The sequence below is a fragment of the Streptomyces cinnabarinus genome (assembly GCF_027270315.1).
In the GTDB taxonomy this organism is placed as follows: domain Bacteria; phylum Actinomycetota; class Actinomycetes; order Streptomycetales; family Streptomycetaceae; genus Streptomyces; species Streptomyces cinnabarinus.
The window spans coordinates 2974104-2990949 of sequence record NZ_CP114413.1; the positions used below are offsets into that span (position 1 = coordinate 2974104).

The window sequence follows — 16846 nt, forward strand, 5'->3', positions numbered from 1 at the left end:
TCAGCTCCCCTGGCCGGCTTGTTCGTAGGTGATCAGGGGGTTGTTCGGCTGGTCGGGAGTGGCCTCCAGCAGGGCGACCACGCCGAGCGCGGCACCGACCGCCAAGGCGGCGGCGAGCGCGACGGTCAGCGCGGCGGCGAGCAGTCTGGACATCGCAGGGTCAGCCTCTCTGTACACATCGGTACAACTGCTGTTCGGTCGCCCCACCCGGGCTCTCCGTCCCTGCCTGTCGCAGCCCCAGTGTCAACATGACATTGACAGCACGTCAAGGGGCGCCTACGGTTCCCGGCCCATACGGGTGCCGTGCGCCGAACCGTGCCGCACCCCCTCTCGCACGCGCACCTTTCCCCTCGGCGCGGCCGCCCCCCACGTCGCGTCGTCCCGAGCCTCTGGAGTGCCCGGATGCGCCGTACAGCCTCACCGTTTTCGCTGATCGTGCTGGGTTTCGGCACGTTCCTGCTGGTCCTGGCGCCCATGCTCGCCTGGTATGTGGAGCCACGGGCCGCCGTGAACCCGATCGACATCGACACCACCGCCGTCTACAAGGGCACGGGCAGCGTCTTCGACACCGACAAAATCGCGACCGTGCCCGATCAGACCATCACCGTCACTCAACGTGTCCGCGGAAATGTCGCGGAGAGCGAGGACAGCGGGAACGCCGTCTGGGATGTGATCACCACGGTCGACACCGACAAGTCGCTGCCCGCCGAGGATCCGCACGACGCGCTGGACTACGCCCCGCACCGCTGGGTGATGGACCGGGAGACCACCAGGCCGGTGCACTGCTGCGAGGAGAAGCCGTACATCGAGGGCGAGGCCTATCTGAAGTTCCCCTTCGACGTGCAGAAGCGGGACTACCGGTGGTGGGACAACACCCTCCGCGGAACCGTCACGATGAGTTACCAGGGCACCAAGAAGATCCAGGGCTACACCGGCTACCGGTTCACCGCCTCGGTGCCGGCCACGAAGACCGGGACCCGGCTGGTGCCGGGGCGGCTCGTCGACCTGCCGGACACCCCGCAGGTGCTGGCCGAGGAGTGGTACGCCAACCACGGCCTGGAGCTGGTGGTCGACCAGGCCACGGGCCGGGTGCTGTACGCACAGACGGGGCCGCGCCGCACCCTGCGCGCGCCCGGCGCCGAGAAGGACGCGGCGGTCCTGCTGGACAGCCGGAAGATCGCGTTCACCACCGCAACGCAGAAGCAGGCCGTGGATCAGGCGGAGCAGGACAGCGGACAGCTGCGACTGGTGGGACGGACGTTGCCCATCGGGGCGGGTGTGATCGGTTTCGTCCTGGTAGTGGCCGGGATCCTTTTGGTGGTACGCGGGAGGCAGCGTCCCGGTTCTTCCGAGTTGCCCCAGCCTTCTCTCACGATGTGACATTACGTCAGCTCTAACAAAGCCCGAAATTGTCATCCAGGTGAGTAGCCGTAGCGAACGGCTGGGCGAAAACTGTCCACCCCACCCGAGCACAACCCGTCCACAGTCCGCACCCAGGAAGCTCCCGGTTCCCCCACGGAGACACCCGTCCCGACCCAGCCGTAATCAATCGGCGACTCTTCCCCCACGCTGAGTTCCGCACCCCGAGACATGTTGGAGCGCACATGCCCCAGCACGTGCCGTCCTCGCTGCGCGCCCCGTTCCCCACGGTGTCGCAGCAGCCCCCGGCGCCTCCCCCACAACCGCGCCGAATCGTTTTCCTCGCCCACCGCGACCTGGGCAACCAGGCCGCCGGAGGCTCCGAACTGCTCGTGGACCGTCTGGCCGACGGACTGACCCACCTCGGCCACCAGGTCACCCTGCTCTGCGGCGGGCCCGCGGCCTACCGCGACTACCGGGTCGTGTCCGCGGGCGGTGCCTACGGCCACTACCTGCGCGCCCGGTCCGCCTTCGCCCGTCAGGTCGGGGAGACCGATCTGCTGGTCGAGGTCTGCAACGGGATGCCGTATCTGGCGCCCCTGTGGCACCGCGGTCCCACGCTGTGCCTGGTGAACCATGTGCACACCGACCTGTGGAAGATGCGGTTCGGGGGTGCCCTGGCCCCGGCCGCCCGCCTCGGGCGAAGACTGGAGCACTGGGCGCTGACCGGAGTGCAACAGCGGAGCCTGTTGGTCGCCGTCTCCCCGTCCACGGCGCACGCGCTGCGGGGGCTCGGCGTCGAGCGGGAACGGATCCGCGTCGTCCACAACGGTGTGGAGGAGCCCGGTCCGCGCGCGGACCGCTCCGCCGAGCCGCTGTTCCTGGCGGTGGGCCGGCTCGTCGAATACAAACGGATCGATCTGTTGCTACGGCTGTGGGAGCGGGTGCGGCCGGTCACCGGCGGCCGGCTCGTCATCGTGGGAGACGGTCCGGAGCGGGCCCGCCTCGAACAACTCGCCGGTCCTGGTGTCGAGTTCACCGGGCATGTCACCGAGGCGGAGAAGCACCGGCTGCTGTGCGCGGCCTGGATGCTGCTCCATCCCTCCGCTGTCGAGGGGTGGGGGCTCGTGGTGACGGAGGCGGCGGCCCGGGAGACTCCGGCGATCGCCTTCGATGTGCCGGGGCTCAGGGATTCCGTGATCGACGGTGAGACCGGGGTGCTTGCCTCCGGTGAGTCCTCCTTCGCCGCGGCGTGGTGCACGCTCGCGCTTTCCGGGCATCGGCGGGAGCTGATGGGGAAAGCGGCGCGGGATCATGCGGCGGGGTATCGCTGGGATCGGACTGTCCGGCAGTTTCGGGCGGTTGCGGCGGAGGCGGTGCGAGGTTGGTCTTCGTGAGTCGGGTGCGGCGCCGTCGTGGTTCTTCGCGCACACGCGGCGATAGCCGCATATCAGATGCAGCCCCGCGCCCCTATGGAAGCGACCCTTCGTTCGGGCGGTCGCTGGCGCTTTTCCGGGCCTTTATGAAGGAGCAGGACGACCCTGAGTCCTGTTATTCCCTGCTCGCCCGTGACGCTGTCGATCAAGTCGAGGCCTACGACGGGAAAGTCTCCGGACGTACCGTCGTCGACGTCGGTGGTGGTAGTGGCTACTTCACCGAGGAGTTCCGGCGGCGCGGTGCGCAGGCGTATCTGTTCGAGCCCGATCTCGGTGAGCTCGGGGTCAAGCCGCCCGACGGCAGTGTGGTCGCCGACGGGTATCTGCTGCCGCTGTACGACGGGGTCGCCGACGTCACGTTCTCCTCCAATGTGCTGGAGCACGTGGCTGATCCGCAGACCTTTCTCAGCGAACTGGTCCGGGTGACCCGGCCCGGCGGGCTGATCTATGTGTCGTTCACCAACTGGCTGTCGCCTTGGGGCGGGCACGAATGGGCCCCCTGGCACTACCTGGGTGCCGAGCGGGCGCGGGCCCGCTACCGGCGCCGTACCGGAAGGCCCGCCAAGCACACCCTCGGCGAGAACCTGTTCGCCGTGCACATCGGGCCCACCCTGCGGCAGGTCCGCGCCCGCGACGACGTCACGGTCGTCTCGGCGCGCTCCCGCTACTGGCCCTTCCTCGCGGAGACGGTCGTCAAGGCGCCCGGCATCCGTGAGGTCGCCACCTGGAACCTCCTCCTCATTCTCCGGCGGTGTCCCCCATGACGAGCACGATCCAGGCTCCTCCCCCGGCAGCCGTTCCCACCACCGCGACCATGTCGGGCCCCCCGGAGGGGCCGCGATCGCGGCGCTGGCTGCTGGGGTTCTGGGCCGTGGTGTTCGTGCTCCTCCTCGCGGTGCACCCGGGGCGGCAGACCTTCGACACCAAGCTCGGAGTGACCGTCGACCCCGGACGGTTCCTGGCCGACCTGGGCCAGCTCTGGCAGGACCAGGGCAGCTTCGGCGGTATCTCCGACCAGTACGCCGGCTATCTCTGGCCGATGCTGCCGTTCTACTGGCTGGCCGATGTCGTCCAGCTGCCGGTGTGGCTGGCGGAGCGGCTGTGGCTGTCGCTGATCGTGTCCGTCGCCTTCTGGGGCGCGCTCCGGCTGGCCGAACGGCTGCGGGTGGGCAGTGGCACCTCCCGGCTGCTCGCCGCCGTGGTGTACGCGCTGTGGCCGGTGTTCACCATCGTCGTCGGCTCCACCTCGGCGGCCGCGCTGCCCGGCGCCGTCCTGCCGTGGGTGCTGCTGCCGCTGGTCGATGAGCGCTACAGCGCCCGGGTCGCCGCCGTGCGCTCGGCGCTGATCATCCCGTTCATGGGCGGCGTCAACGCGGCCTCGACGCTGGCCTCGCTGCTCCCGGTCGGCCTGTACCTGCTCTCCCGTCCGCCGGGTCCGCGGCAGCGCAAGCTGATCGCCTGGTGGGTGCCCGGAGTGATCCTGGCGACCGCGTGGTGGTGGATCCCGCTGCTGCTGCTCGGCGTCTACGGCGAGAACTTCCTTCCCTACGTGGAGAGTTCGCAGACCACCACCGAGACCATGTCGGCGACCGAGGCACTGCGCGGCGGCGGGAACTGGGTGGCCTATCTGCACTTCGGGGAGGCCTGGCTGCCCGCCGGCTGGGCGGTCGCCTCCTCGGTCGTGGTGATCGTCTGCTCGGCGCTCGCCGCCGGCCTCGGCCTCGCGGGCCTGGCGCGACGCGACATGCCCGAGCGACGGTGGCTGGTGCTGACCGTGCTCACCACGGCCCTGGTCCTGCTCGCCGGGTACGGCGGCGCGTTCGGCGCCCCCTTCCACGGGGTGGTGCAGGACTGGCTGGACGGCGGGCTCGTCCCCTTCCGCAACATCTACAAGTTCCAGACCGGACTCGCCCTCGCACTCGTCCTGGGCCTGGCCCATCTGGTCGGCGTGGCGTCCCAGGCCCGCGGCGCCCGTCCGGTGCCGGGGCGCCGGTACGCGCCGCTGATCGCGGCCGTCCTGGTGCTGCCGGGCCTGATGTGGCCGTACCTCAACGGCTCGATCCTGAACCCGGGTTCGTTCCAGAAGATCCCCACCTACTGGGAGGCCACGGCGGACTGGATGGAGGAGTTCTCCCCCGACGCCCGTGCCCTGGTCGTCCCGGCGACCGCGCACGGCATCTACACCTGGGGCTCCCCCATCGACCAGCCGCTCGACGTGGCCGCCGACTCCCGCTGGGCCCAGCGCGACTACGTGCCCTTCGGCACCCCCGGCAACCGGCGCGCCATGGACGCCGTGCAGCAGGCGCTGACCAGCGGCGCCGAAGTTCCGGGGCTCGGTGACTACTTGAGCCGCGCGGGCGTCTACTACGTCGTCGTCCGCAACGACCTCGACCCCGACCAGGTCGGCAATGTGCCCACCACCATCGTCAAGCGGACGCTCGAACAGTCCGGCTATGAGCGGGTGAAGGGCTACGGGCCCGTCATGACCGGCGGGAAGATCGCCGAAGGAACCCCGCTCCAGGTGGAGGGCCTGTACCCGAGGCAGCGGGCGGTGGAGATCTACCAGCCGCCCCAGGACGTGCCACGGCCGAGGCAGGCGGGGCTGAGCCCGGTCGCCGACACCGCCGTCGTCTCCGGCGGCCCCGAGTCGCTGCTGCCGGTCGCGGAGCAGCTGCGCGGCCGGGCGAGCGTGCTGACCGGTGACAACCACCCGGGGCTCGGCTCCCCGCCGGTCCAGGTGGTCGGCGACGGACTGCGCCGCGCGGACACCCGGTTCGGGCTGGTCAACGCCAACACCTCGTACACGTACACCCGGGACGAGCGCAACGCGCCGGACGCGACCCAGGACGCGGGCGAGAAACCGCACCAGATCCTGCCGACCGAGGGCCTGGACCATCAGACGGTGGCCCAACTGCGCGGCGCCCGCTCGGTGTCGGCCTCCTCCTACGGCAGCTGGCTGTTCCATCTGCCGCAGTACGACCCGGTGAACGCCTTCGACGGCAACCCGGACACCGCCTGGACCGAAGGGTCCCAGGGCACGCCGGACGGGGAGTGGCTGCGGATCGGGTTCACCGACTCCTACGACATGCCCGGCTCCTTCAAGGTGACGCCGCTGCCGCAGGAGGGTGTGCGGTCGGCGCCGACACGGGTGCGGGTGGAGACCGAGCAGGGGACCAGGACCAGCTGGCTGGAGCCCAACGGCAGGACGCAGAGCGTCCGGGCGCCGGCCGGCGCGACGGACTGGATGAAGCTGACCATCGTCGACTCGGCGGAGCGGCGCACGGGGCTGACCGGCGCGGGCTTCTCCGAGATCGCCCTGCCCGACGTCCAGGTGACCCGGCTGCTGCGGCTGCCCACGGACGCCGAGGACTCCTCGGCCGCCGCCGAGATCATCTCCCTGTCCCGCCCGGCCGACCCCACCGGTCTGTCCGCGACGGGCACCGAGGCGGGGCTGCACCGCAGCTTCACCACGTCCGCCTCCGGGACGTACGAGATCGCGGCGAGCGCGGTGCCGGTGCCGGGTGAGGCGCTGGACCGGCTGCTGTACGAGGTGGCGCCGGAGCAGCAGGACCGGATCGTGGCCACCGCGGACTCCACGGCGCGGCTGGGCGCGGGCCTGGCGGCCCGCAACCTCACCGACGGTGATCTGACCACGGCGTGGATCGCGGGCGACCGGCCCACCATCCACCTGAGCTGGGAGGGCAAGCAGGCGGTGGGGGAGATCGTGCTGCCCCCGGCGGGCGGCCTGTCGTCCCGCCCCTCCGAGGTGCACATCGGCTCCCCGGACGGCGCGGTCATCGCGGGCGTCGACGAGAACGGCAATGTGCGCTTCCCGCCGATCACCACGGACCGCCTCGACATCACCATCACCGAGACGGCCCCGCTGACCCTGTACAACCCGTTCGCCGACGAGGACATGCAGCTCCCGGTGGGCCTCACCGAGGCCTACGTCCCGGCCCTGGACAGCTACCGCACCCCGAAGCCGGAGGGCACCCGGTCCTTCTCGCTGCCGTGCGGCAAGGGGCCGGTGCTGGCGGTCGACGGCCGGCTGTACGAGACCAGCGTGACGGGGACCGTACGGGACCTGATGGAACGCCGTCCGGTGGACGTGGCCCTGTGCCCGGAGGCCGGTCTCGACCTGCCGTCCGGAGCGCACCGCGTCGAGGCCGGGGACGCCGGTCCGCTCACCGTGACGGCGGTGACGCTGACCCGCGGCACGGTCTCCGGATCCCCGGCCGCGGGACGGGAGCTGGGCGTGGAGGACTGGCTGGGCGACCGCCGCGAGCTGACCGTCTCCTCGGGCGCGGCGTCCTACCTCACCACCTACGAGAACTTCAACGACGGCTGGCGGGCCGAGCTGGACGGCAAGGAGCTGACCCCGGTCCGGCTGGACGGCTGGCAGCAGGGGTGGCGGATCCCGGCGGGCGAGGGCGGCACGGTGAAGCTGTCGTACGAGCCCTCGGTGACGTACGAGGCCGGGCTGATCGGCAGTGCGGTCGCGCTCGCGGCCCTGGCGGGCCTCGCGCTGTGGCGCCGTCGCGAACCGAACCCGGACGAGCCGCAGCCGGTGCCGCCGCTGCCCGGTCTGTGGCTCGGCACGGTGGCGCTGACGCTGGTCGCGGCCGTGATCGCGGGCTGGTTCGCCCTCCTGGTCCCGGCCCTGGCGCTGCTGGCCCGCCGCCGCCACGAACTCCTGGTCCCGCTCGCCCTGCTGGCCCTGGCGGCAGCCGGCGCCGTGGCGGCGGTGGGCGCCGGGGAGCCGGTCGGCGAATCGTCCGGCGCCTTCGGGCACACGGCCCAACTGCTCGCGCTGATCGGACTGTTCGCGGCGCTGGTGAGCGTGCGGGAGCCGGCGGGCGATGCGACGGAAGAGGGCGAGCGGGGATGACAGCACCGGACCGCATACCGTTTCCCGTGGTGGACGAAGTGGCCCGCCACTGCCTCCAGGAGGAGGAACCGGAGACGGTGCACATCGAGGTCCACCTGCCCGGCCGTCTGGACCCGGACCGCCTCCGCACCGCCTTCGCCGAGGCGCTGCGCCGCCACCCGCGCATCCTGATGCGAGAGGCTCCGGGCCGCTGGTACCGCCGCCGCTACGAGTGGGAGCTGACGGCCGAGCCGGACGTGGAGGTGGTCGCTTTCCCGGAGCCGGGACGCGACTCGCTGCGTGACGCCCGGACCCGGGCCCTGACGGCGGTCCCCCCGCTGACCGCGTCGCCACCGATCCGGCTGGAGGTGGTGGAGGGTACGGCGGGCCCGGTGGAGGGCAGCGAGGCATCGGACGCCGTGTCCGCCGTAGCCGCGGGCGGCCCGGCCCACCTGGCTGCGGGCAGTCGTACCGCCGGGGCGGCACGGGTGGGCGCGGCGGCACCCCGCAGGAGCGGGCAAGCGAATCCCGTCCCCGACAGCACCCCTCCCGGCCGCACCCCCCATCACACGGTTCTGTTCCTCACCATCAACCACACCGCCCTGGACGGCCCCGCCTGCCTCCGCATCCTCGCCACCGCCGCGGAGCTGTACGGCGGGCGGGACAACTCCCCTGCCTCACCCCCGATCCGCACCCAGACCGCCGAGACGACCGCACCCCCCACCGACACGCCCTCCAACTGGTCCCGCCCCGCCCGCGTCGCCCCGGGTGCCCCCGAGCCCTCCCCCGGCAACGGCATGCTCGTGACCGAACTCCCCCTCCCGCACCGCCCCAAGGGCTCGCCGTACACGGTCAACGACCAGCTCATGGTCACCACCGCGCTCACCATCGCCCACTGGAACCGCGAACACGGCGCACCACAACGCCCCCTTCGCATCACCATGCCCGTGGACGACCGCCCCAGAGACCTCACGATGCCCATAGGCAACGGCACCCGTCTGGTCGAAGTCCCGTTTGCACCAGCCGAGTTGAGCACGCACGACATGCCCGGCCTGCTCACCCGTACGGCCACCAGAACCCGCGCCCTGAAGTCCCTCCCCCGCCCCCAGCTCGGCAGAGGAGCCGCCCTGCTCACCGCGCCCGTCACCCCCGTCGCCTGGCGGGCCGCGCTCACCAGGGGCCTGCGCCGGGCCGCCGCCCCCTGGACATCGACCACGCTGCTCAGCAACATCGGCCGGATCCCGTACGCCCTGGACTTCGGCGAGGAGGCGGGCCGCGCGCACGCGGTGTGGTTCTCGGCCCCGGCCCGGATGCCCCGCGGGCTGACGGTGACCACGGCCTCCACCGCGGGCCGGCTGCACCTGGCCCTGCGCTGGTCCCGGACCCTGCTCAGCCACGGCGACGGCGCCCATCTGCGGGACCTGTTCGAGCACTACCTGCACACGACGGAGGTCCCCCGGTGACCACCACCGCCCCGCCCAAGAACCTGCGGGACTTCTACGAGAACCCCGCCGTCCCCGTCGCCTCCGGCACCCCCCGCAGCCTCCGCCAGGCCAGGATGCTCGCGGCCGCCCTCGGCACCGCGGACCGGGCCACGATCCTGGACATCGGCTGCGGCGACGGCACCGCGGCGGCCGTGGCCGCGCCCCTCCTCAAGGGCCACCGCATCATCGGCGTCGACTGGTCCCAGGACGCCCTGCGCCGCGCCCGCACCCGCCTCGCCTGCCAACCGGTGCGCGGTGAACTCACCGACGGCGGGCTTCCGTTCAGGTCCGAGTCGGTCGACGCGGTGCTGTTCAGCGAGGTGATCGAGCACCTGGTGGACCCGGACGCGGCACTCGACGAGATCCGCCGGGTACTCCGTCCCGGCGGCCATCTGATGCTGTCCACCCCGAACCTCGCCGCCTGGTACAACCGCGCCCTTCTCCTCGCGGGCGTCCAGCCGGTGTTCTCCGAGGTCAGCCTGCGGGCGATCCACGGCCGCCCGGGGACGGAGGTCGTGGGACATCTGCGGCTCTACACCGCCCGCGCGCTGCGGGAGTTCGTCGCCGCCTCCGGCTTCGAGGTGGTACGCGTGGCGGGCGCCCCCTTCCACGGCGTGCCGCGCCCGCTGCGCCCGCTCGACCGGCTGGCCTGCTCCAGACCCCCACTCGCCTCGATCCTCCTCGTGCACGCCCTGAAGACGCCCGCGCCCAAGACCTAGGAAGGGGACGCAGACCATGTGGTGGGGAGTGGCCGCGGCCCTGTTGGCGAACGTCCTGTACAGCACCGGATTCGTCCTGGAGAAACGGGCGCTGGCCACCCTGCCGGAGGTGTCGATCCGGCGGCCCGCCCGGCTGCTGCGGCTGGTGCTGGGCAGCCCGCTGTGGATCGGCGGCTCCCTGGCGCTGGCCGCCGGGTTCGCCGCCCAGCTCGCCGTCTACCGCACCCTGCCGATCGCCGCTGCCCAGGGCCTGTTCGTCTCCGGTCTGGTCCTGCTCGTGCTGCTCTCCGCCCGGCTGCTGGGCGAGGAGACCAGCGGCCGGGAGCGGTACGCGCTGGCCGCGATCCTCGCCGCGCTGCTGATGGTGGTGCTGTCGCTGCGGGAGGGTTCGGAGAACGTCAGCCAGGACGCGCCGTACCCGCTGATCCTGCTGGTGTGCGTGCCGTCGCTGGCGGCCGGGGTGTGGCTGTACAACTCCGCCGAGCGGCGCACCCGGCACCGGCACCGGCTGCCGACCACGGGCGTGGAGTACGGCGTGGCGGTGGGCCTGCTGTACGGCGTCAGCTCGCTGGCCATCAAGGGGGTGTCGAGCCGGCTGACCGCCGACGGCTGGGGCGGCGCCCTGCTCGGGCTGCTGCGCTCGCCGTACCCCTATCTCCTGCTGTTCACCGGCGCGTTCGGCCTGGTGATGTCGCAGGCCGCGCTCCAGCGCTGCCGGGCCTCGCTGATCGTGCCGGTGTGCACGACGGTGACCTGTCTGTACACGGCGGTGCTCGGCACGCTCTCGTTCGGCGAGGCGCTGCCGGAGGACCCGGTGCGGCTCACGCTGCGCGTCGCGGGCATCGCGCTCGCCATCGCCGTCCTGCTGTCCATGCCCCGGCACGACCAGCCGGCGCGCACCCGACGACCCATCGGCGCCAAGGAGTTGACCCCACCGTGAACCCCGACGACCCCATGCTGCGGATCCTGGCCTGTCCCCTCGACAAGGGCCCGCTGCACCTGCTGCCGCCGGACGGTCCCGCCGATCCGGGCGAGTCGCTGTACAACCCGAGACTGCGCCGCCGCTACCCGATCGTCGACGGCATCCCGCAACTGCTGCCGTCCTCCGGGGAGCAGGTCGACGACGACGAGCACGAGGCCCTCGTCAAACGGATGGTGCCATGACGACGACCCTGGCGGCCCGGGTGGCCTCCGTCCTGCCCGTGCGACTGGTCGCCGCGACCGCACGGGCGGTGTACCCGCGGTTCGAGCCCGAGCTGGCCCGGCTCGGCGAGCTGTGCCCGCCGTCCTGCGGCACGGCCGTGGACGTCGGCGGCTGGTACGGCCCGTGGACGCGCCGGCTGTCGGGGCGCGCCCGTCAGGTGGTGACGGTGGAGCCGGTTCCGCGGCTGGCCCGGCTGCTCGCCTCCTGGTCCCCGCCGAACGTCCGGGTGGTCCAGGCGGCCGCCTCCGACCGCCCCGGCCCGGCCCGGCTCTGGCTGCCGTCCGGCGACGGCGGCGACCGCGGGGTGTCCTCGCTGGTCCGGCGGGACATCCACGGCCGTGCCCTGGACGTGGGCTGCGTGACCCTGGACGAACTCGGGCTGCGGGACGTCGACTTCATCAAGATCGACGTGGACGGCAGTGAACTGGCGGTGCTGCGCGGCGCGACCGGCATCCTGGCCCGCGACCGCCCGGCGCTCTTCGTCGAACTGGAGTCCCGTATCCAGCCGATCAACCCGGTGATCACCTATCTGTCCCTGCTGCGCTACGAGGGCTGGGTGCTGCCCGGCGACAGCTGGGTGCCGCTCACCGGGTTCCCGCTCAAGGACCACCAGGCGCGGGCCGAACATGTCGTCACCCGGGGCCTGCTGCGCCGGGTCCTGCCGGGCGGCGGCCCGCGCTACGTCAACTCGGTGCTGTTCCTGCCGGACGGCCGCCGGCCGGGCGGCCCGGTACGCGACCATGGATCCCATGCCAGCCACCACCCCCTTCGGCCCGCTCCACTTCCAGCTCGTCCTGCTGCGCCGGATGGCCGACCACAACCCGGATCTGGTCGAGGACGCCCGGCGTGAACTGGGCGTCTCGGTGGCCGAGATGCGGGAGGCGAACAAGAAGTGGCAGGCGATGATCCGCTCCCCGCGCGCCCGCGCCGCGGCCTCCCGGTACCGCTCGGTCCTCGGCGCGCCCGAGTCGGTGGTGGCGCGGAAGGTCGGTGACCTGGAGTGCGAGGCGTGGCTGTGGCCGCTGGCGCTGTGGCCCACCCTGCGCTTCGAGGTGCTGCTGGCCCCGACCGGCGCCGTCTGGAACGAATGGCTGGTCCGGGCCCCGGGCGCCGCACCGCCGCCCCTGCGCACCCTGGACGATCTGACCCCCTGGTCCTGCACGGTCGACGAGGCGGCCCGCGCCTTCGCCCCGGTCCGCCCGCTGGAGGGCTCGGCGCCGACCCGGTGGGGCCTGGCCTTCACGGCTCCGGACGCCCGGGGCGCACGGCACGCGTGCGTGGCGGAGTTCTCCTGGGGGCTGCTGCAGCGCACGGCGGTGGATGCGGAACCGGCCTCCTGACCCCCCGATCAAAGCCACCGATCAAAACCCCCGATCAATAGCCATACCGACACGGACACTTCCGATCCCCCGACACCGCCCCTCTCCCAGAACCCGTCCCCGGCGCGAACATCGCCGATCATCCGGGAGAGCGTGCGCCACCTGTGCCTAATGTCGCCGTATGGAGCTTCCCGAGCGGACCGAGCGGGCTGTCCCCGTCGAACGGACTGTTCCCGTCGAGCGGACTGTTCCCGTCGAGCGGCTGCGACTGGGCGATCACGCCTGTCTGGAGGTGGGCGACGGTGAGTCGTCGTGGGCGGTGTTCACCGCCTACACCCGCACCAGCCTCGCCCGCCGGGAGAAGGTCCTGCTGGTCATGGACCCGGACGACCTCCAGGACGACGAGATCCTCGCCCTCCTCGACCAGGCCGGCACCGGGGCCTCGGCGGCACGGGCGGGCGGGCAGCTGGCGCTGAAGCGCTCCCCGCAGATGTACCTGCCGGACGGCCGCTTCCACAAGGAGCGCACGATCGAGCTGTACCGGGCCGAGGTGGAGCGCGCCCACGAGGAGGGCTGGGCGGGGCTGCAGGTCGCCGCGGACATGGGCTGGGCCCCACGGGTGGGCCTCGCCGAGGAGGTGCTGCTGGACTACGAGGCGTCGGTGGCCCCCCTCTTCGCGGACCCGCTGTTCACCGCGATCTGCTGGTACGACCGCCAGCGCTTCGGCCCCGGCCTGCTGGACGGCATGGCCCGGATCCATCCCCTCCGCGTCGCCGAGACCACAGGCACCCGCGCCGACCCCGTCGAGACCCTGCGCGAGGCGGTCGCCGCCCGCCAGGACACCTCCCGCCCCACCCGCATCACCCTCGACCTGCGCGACCTGTGCTTCATGGAGGCCCACTGCGCCTGGCAGCTCATCAGCCTCGCCGGTGCCCTGCCACCGGGCAGCGAGGTCACCGTGCACTGCGGAGAACTGCTGGCACTGGTGCTGCGGCAGTTGGGGGCGGACAGCGCCCTCCAGCTGGTGCTGGACGTGTCGGCGGAGGAAGAGGCGGTCGGCTGAGGCCCGGTCCGCCGCCGGGGAGGGCAATTCGGTTGCCGCGGCCGCGGGTGGGGTGTTTAGCCTGCGGGCGGCCCGTTCCCCGACTCTGGAGCTTCCCGTGCCCCGAATTGCGCTGGTCACCTACGATCCCCGGCCCGAGCCCAGCCATGACCGCGATCTGCCGGTGCTGCGGGAGGCGCTGACGGCGGCCGGGGCCGGGGCGGACGTCGTGCACTGGGACGACGCCGTCGACTGGGCCGCCTACGACCTCGCGCTGATCCGGTCGACCTGGGACTACAGCTGGCGCACCGCCGAGTTCGTGGCGTGGGCCGAGCGGTGCGGCAAGGCCACCCGGCTGGCGAATCCGGCCGCGATCGTGCGGTGGAACACCGACAAGCGGTATCTCGGGGACCTCGCGCGGGCGGGCGTGCCCGTCGTGCCCACGCGCTATCTCGCGCCGGGCGCCGCCCCGGACCTCCCCGGCGATCACGAGTACGTGGTCAAGCCCACCTCCGGCGCGGGCGCCCGCTACGCCGCCCGCTACACGCCCGACCGGCACGAGGCGGCCGTACGGCATCTGGCGCGGATGCACGAGGAGGGGTTCACCGCGATGGTGCAGCCCTATGTGCGCAGTATCGACACCCGGGGCGAGCGGGCGCTGCAGTTCTTCGGCGGGCGGCTGCTGCACGCCAGCCGCAAGCAGGCCGTGCTGGCGCCCGGCGCGGCCTTCGACGCGCACAAGGTGGCCCATCCCGGTCTGGAGCCGTGGACGGCGACCGAGGCCGAACGCGCCGTCGCCGAGCGCGCGCTGGCCGCCGTGCCGGAAGCGGACGGGCTGCTGTACGCGCGCGTGGACCTCGTCGACGGGGAGGACGGGGAGCCGCGGGTGATGGAGCTGGAGCTGGTCGAGCCGAATCTGTTCCTGTTCCTGCATCCCGGGTCGGTCGAGCGGGTGGTCGAGGCCGTACTGGCGGAGGCCGGACGCGGTCACTCGTAGCGAAGGCGGCGCTCCGGTCACTCGTCGAGGCGGGAAATCCGGGAACCTGACGTTCCGTCGGGATCATGTGCTTACCCTGGGTTCGTGGGCGAATCCCATGCGCGGCGCGCCTCCGGCTTTCCGGCGGAGCTGACGAGTTTCGTGGGGCGACGGGACGAGTCGGCGGACGTCAGAAGGCTGTTGACCGAGGCCCGGCTGGTGACCTTGACCGGTCCGGGCGGGGTCGGGAAGACCCGGCTGGCCTCTCATGTGGCCAAACAGACCGCGCGGACGTTCCCGGACGGCGTGTGGCTGGTGTCGCTGGCCGCGCTGAGCGACGAGGCGTTCGTGCCGCACGCCGTGGCCGACGCCCTCGATGTGCGCAACGAGACCGGGCGGCCGCCGCTGGACGTCCTCGTGGAGCACCTGCGCGGCCGCGGCCTGCTGCTCGTCCTCGACAACTGCGAGCATGTGCTGCGCAGTTGCGCCCTGCTCGCGCAGACCCTGCTGGCCGCGACCGAGGGCGTACGGGTCCTGGCGACCAGCCGGCACCGGCTGGGGCTCGCCGGTGAGCAGCTCTACGAGGTGCCGCCGCTGCCCGCGCCCACCCCGGAGGAGCTGGGCCCCTCGGCCGCCGAGCACTTCCCGGCGCTGCGGCTGTTCGCGGACCGGGCGGCGGCCGTGGTGCCCGGGTTCACCGTCGGCGAGGGCAACCAGCACGCGGTGGCCCGGCTGTGCCGTCGCCTCGACGGGCTGCCGCTCGCCATCGAACTGGCGGCGGTGCGGGTGCGGGCGCTCGGCGTGGACCAGCTCGTGGCCCGGCTCGACGACCGCTATCAGCTGCTCACCGGGGGCAGCCCGGCCTCCGCTCCCCGGCATCGCACCCTGCGCTCGGCCGTCGACTGGAGCCATGAACTGTGCACCCCGCAGGAGCAGTTGGTGTGGGCGTGGCTGTCGGTGTTCGTCGGCGGCTTCGACCTGGCCGCGGCGGAGGCGGTGTGCGGCGGGGAGGGCCTCGGCGCGACGGACGTACTGGACGCGGTCGCCGGGCTGGTCGACAAGTCGGTGCTGGTGCGGGAGGAGCGCGGCGGGCAGGTCCGCTACCGGCTGCTGGTCTCGCTGCGCGACTACGGCCTGGAGAAGCTGGAGGACATCGGCGAGGTGACCGTGACCCGGCGGCGGCACCGGGACTACTTCGCCCGGCTCGCCGCCGGGTACGAGTCGGCCTGGTTCGGCCCCGACCAGGTCACCGTGACCGACCGGCTCCGCCTGGACCAGGACGACTTCCGGGCCGCGCTGGACTTCTGTCTGACCACCCCGGGCGAGGCACAGGCCGGGCTGCGGCTGGCCGCGACCCTGTGGTTCCACTGGGTGGCGAGCGGCATCTGGGGCGAGGGCCGGCACTGGCTGGACCGGGCGCTGCGGGCGGGGGCGCGCCCCGACCCGGCGCTGACCCGCGCGATGTGGGCGGGCGCGCTGATGTCGCTGGTGCACACCCGCTCCGCCGCCGTCCTGGCCGGCGCCGACCCACCGCACAGCACCCCGCCCGCCGACGCCGAACTGCCGGTCCCCGCCCCGCCCCCGATCCCGACCGAGGTCTTCGGGACCGGCCGCGCGGCCACCACCACCGTCGGCTTCGTCGTCCTCACCCGGGTCGAGCTGGCCTGCACGCTGGTCAGCCGGGGCCGGGCGGGCGAGGCGATCCCGCTGTGCGCCGAGGCCGTGGCCGTCTGCGAGGCGCACGGCGAACAGTGGGCGCGCGCCTGGGCGTTGCGCACCCTGGGCCTCGCGCACTGGTCGCTGGGCGAGTACGACCGGGCCGCCGAACACGCGCGCGCCTGTCTGCGGCTGCCGTACACCGGACGGCAGCGGCAGAGCCTGGCCCGCACCCTGGACCTGCTCGCCGCGGCGGAGGCGCTCGCCGGGCGGGCCGAGCAGGCGGCGGTGCTGCGGGGCGCGGTGGACCGGATCTGGCACGACATCGGCGGCGACCCGACGGAGACGCGGGTCCAGGGCGCGGCCGAGCGGCACACTCGGAGCGCGCTGGGCGATCCCGCCTACGCCCGGGCCTACCGGCGGGGCGGCGCGCTGCCCCGCAACGACGTCATCGCCTACGCGCTGGGCGAGCTGCGGCGCCCGACGTCCGGCTCGGCCGACGCGCCGGACACCCGGCCACTGACCCGGCGGGAGGCCGAGGTGGCGGCGCTGGTCGCGCGCGGTCTGACCAACCGGCAGATCGCCGAGTCGCTGGTCATCGCCCAGCGGACGGCGGAGGGACATGTCGAGCGGATCCTGGTGAAGCTGGGGTTCAGCAAGCGCAGCCAGCTCGCGGCCTGGTTCACGGCACGGGCCGGGGAGGGATGAGGCGGGGTGAGGTGGGGGACAGGGCCTGGGTGAGAAGGGGCACAGCACGGCCCCGGCACTCCGGATCTCCCGCCCC

General features: G+C 72.9%; 14 protein-coding genes. 13 read left to right on the forward strand and 1 reads right to left on the reverse strand.

What is annotated here, in order from left to right; translation table 11 throughout:
* The gene (locus tag STRCI_RS13470) at window positions 1-153 is read right to left on the reverse strand and encodes a hypothetical protein (RefSeq protein ID WP_015660618.1); all 153 of its coding nucleotides are present in this window, start codon (window positions 151-153) and stop codon (window positions 1-3) included.
* 249 nt (window positions 154-402) lie between these two features.
* On the opposite strand from STRCI_RS13470, the gene pgfA reads away from it, so the two are divergent.
* From pgfA to STRCI_RS13535, 13 genes are all read left to right on the forward strand, one after another.
* Complete coding sequence (gene pgfA / locus STRCI_RS13475; RefSeq protein ID WP_269659164.1) at window positions 403-1380, forward strand: cell envelope lipid trafficking protein PgfA; 978 nt, start codon at window positions 403-405, stop codon at window positions 1378-1380.
* A 224-nt stretch (window positions 1381-1604) separates the two neighbouring features.
* On the forward strand, window positions 1605-2756 hold the full coding sequence (locus tag STRCI_RS13480; RefSeq protein ID WP_269659165.1) for a glycosyltransferase family 4 protein: 1152 nt from the start codon (window positions 1605-1607) through the stop codon (window positions 2754-2756).
* 125 nt (window positions 2757-2881) lie between these two features.
* Window positions 2882-3559 (forward strand): class I SAM-dependent methyltransferase, encoded by a 678-nt coding sequence (locus STRCI_RS13485; RefSeq protein ID WP_269659166.1) that lies wholly within the window; start codon window positions 2882-2884, stop codon window positions 3557-3559.
* Window positions 3556-7683, forward strand: a complete 4128-nt coding sequence (locus tag STRCI_RS13490; protein ID WP_269659167.1) for a DUF3367 domain-containing protein — start codon at window positions 3556-3558, stop codon at window positions 7681-7683. The genes STRCI_RS13485 and STRCI_RS13490 overlap by 4 nt, the downstream gene beginning before the upstream one ends.
* Window positions 7680-9125 (forward strand): condensation protein, encoded by a 1446-nt coding sequence (locus tag STRCI_RS13495; RefSeq protein WP_269659168.1) that lies wholly within the window; start codon window positions 7680-7682, stop codon window positions 9123-9125. The genes STRCI_RS13490 and STRCI_RS13495 overlap by 4 nt, the downstream gene beginning before the upstream one ends.
* On the forward strand, window positions 9122-9865 hold the full coding sequence (locus STRCI_RS13500; protein ID WP_269659169.1) for a class I SAM-dependent methyltransferase: 744 nt from the start codon (window positions 9122-9124) through the stop codon (window positions 9863-9865). Before STRCI_RS13495 ends, STRCI_RS13500 begins: the two co-directional genes overlap by 4 nt.
* Window positions 9866-9893: 28 nt before the next feature.
* Window positions 9894-10805 (forward strand): hypothetical protein, encoded by a 912-nt coding sequence (locus STRCI_RS13505; protein ID WP_269664544.1) that lies wholly within the window; start codon window positions 9894-9896, stop codon window positions 10803-10805.
* The gene (locus STRCI_RS13510; RefSeq protein WP_269659170.1) at window positions 10802-11029 is read left to right on the forward strand and encodes a Trm112 family protein; all 228 of its coding nucleotides are present in this window, start codon (window positions 10802-10804) and stop codon (window positions 11027-11029) included. The genes STRCI_RS13505 and STRCI_RS13510 overlap by 4 nt, the downstream gene beginning before the upstream one ends.
* Complete coding sequence (locus STRCI_RS13515) at window positions 11026-11919, forward strand: FkbM family methyltransferase (protein ID WP_269659171.1); 894 nt, start codon at window positions 11026-11028, stop codon at window positions 11917-11919. Before STRCI_RS13510 ends, STRCI_RS13515 begins: the two co-directional genes overlap by 4 nt.
* Window positions 11819-12409, forward strand: a complete 591-nt coding sequence (locus tag STRCI_RS13520; protein ID WP_269659172.1) for a hypothetical protein — start codon at window positions 11819-11821, stop codon at window positions 12407-12409. Before STRCI_RS13515 ends, STRCI_RS13520 begins: the two co-directional genes overlap by 101 nt.
* A gap of 160 nt (window positions 12410-12569) precedes the next feature.
* A complete protein-coding gene (locus STRCI_RS13525) occupies window positions 12570-13451 on the forward strand; it encodes an MEDS domain-containing protein (RefSeq protein ID WP_269659173.1) in 882 nt (293 codons plus the stop codon).
* 97 nt (window positions 13452-13548) lie between these two features.
* Window positions 13549-14427, forward strand: coding sequence for an ATP-grasp domain-containing protein (locus STRCI_RS13530; protein ID WP_269659174.1), 879 nt, complete (start codon window positions 13549-13551; stop codon window positions 14425-14427).
* Between the two features lie 84 nt (window positions 14428-14511).
* A complete protein-coding gene (locus STRCI_RS13535; RefSeq protein ID WP_269659175.1) occupies window positions 14512-16770 on the forward strand; it encodes an ATP-binding protein in 2259 nt (752 codons plus the stop codon).
* Window positions 16771-16846: the final 76 nt, after the last annotated feature.

What these genes read in the sequence shown, in the direction of transcription:
- STRCI_RS13485 (WP_269659166.1), top strand. Translation starts at nt 2,882, where the DNA reads ATGAAGGAGCAGGACGACCCTGAGTCCTGTTATTCCCTGCTCGCCCGT.
- STRCI_RS13490 (WP_269659167.1), top strand. Translation starts at nt 3,556, where the DNA reads ATGACGAGCACGATCCAGGCTCCTCCCCCGGCAGCCGTTCCCACCACC.
- STRCI_RS13525 (WP_269659173.1), top strand. Translation starts at nt 12,570, where the DNA reads ATGGAGCTTCCCGAGCGGACCGAGCGGGCTGTCCCCGTCGAACGGACT.
- STRCI_RS13520 (WP_269659172.1), top strand. Translation starts at nt 11,819, where the DNA reads ATGCCAGCCACCACCCCCTTCGGCCCGCTCCACTTCCAGCTCGTCCTG.
- STRCI_RS13515 (WP_269659171.1), top strand. Translation starts at nt 11,026, where the DNA reads ATGACGACGACCCTGGCGGCCCGGGTGGCCTCCGTCCTGCCCGTGCGA.
- STRCI_RS13480 (WP_269659165.1), top strand. Translation starts at nt 1,605, where the DNA reads ATGCCCCAGCACGTGCCGTCCTCGCTGCGCGCCCCGTTCCCCACGGTG.
- pgfA (WP_269659164.1), top strand. Translation starts at nt 403, where the DNA reads ATGCGCCGTACAGCCTCACCGTTTTCGCTGATCGTGCTGGGTTTCGGC.
- STRCI_RS13495 (WP_269659168.1), top strand. Translation starts at nt 7,680, where the DNA reads ATGACAGCACCGGACCGCATACCGTTTCCCGTGGTGGACGAAGTGGCC.
- STRCI_RS13470 (WP_015660618.1), bottom strand. Translation starts at nt 153, where the DNA reads ATGTCCAGACTGCTCGCCGCCGCGCTGACCGTCGCGCTCGCCGCCGCC.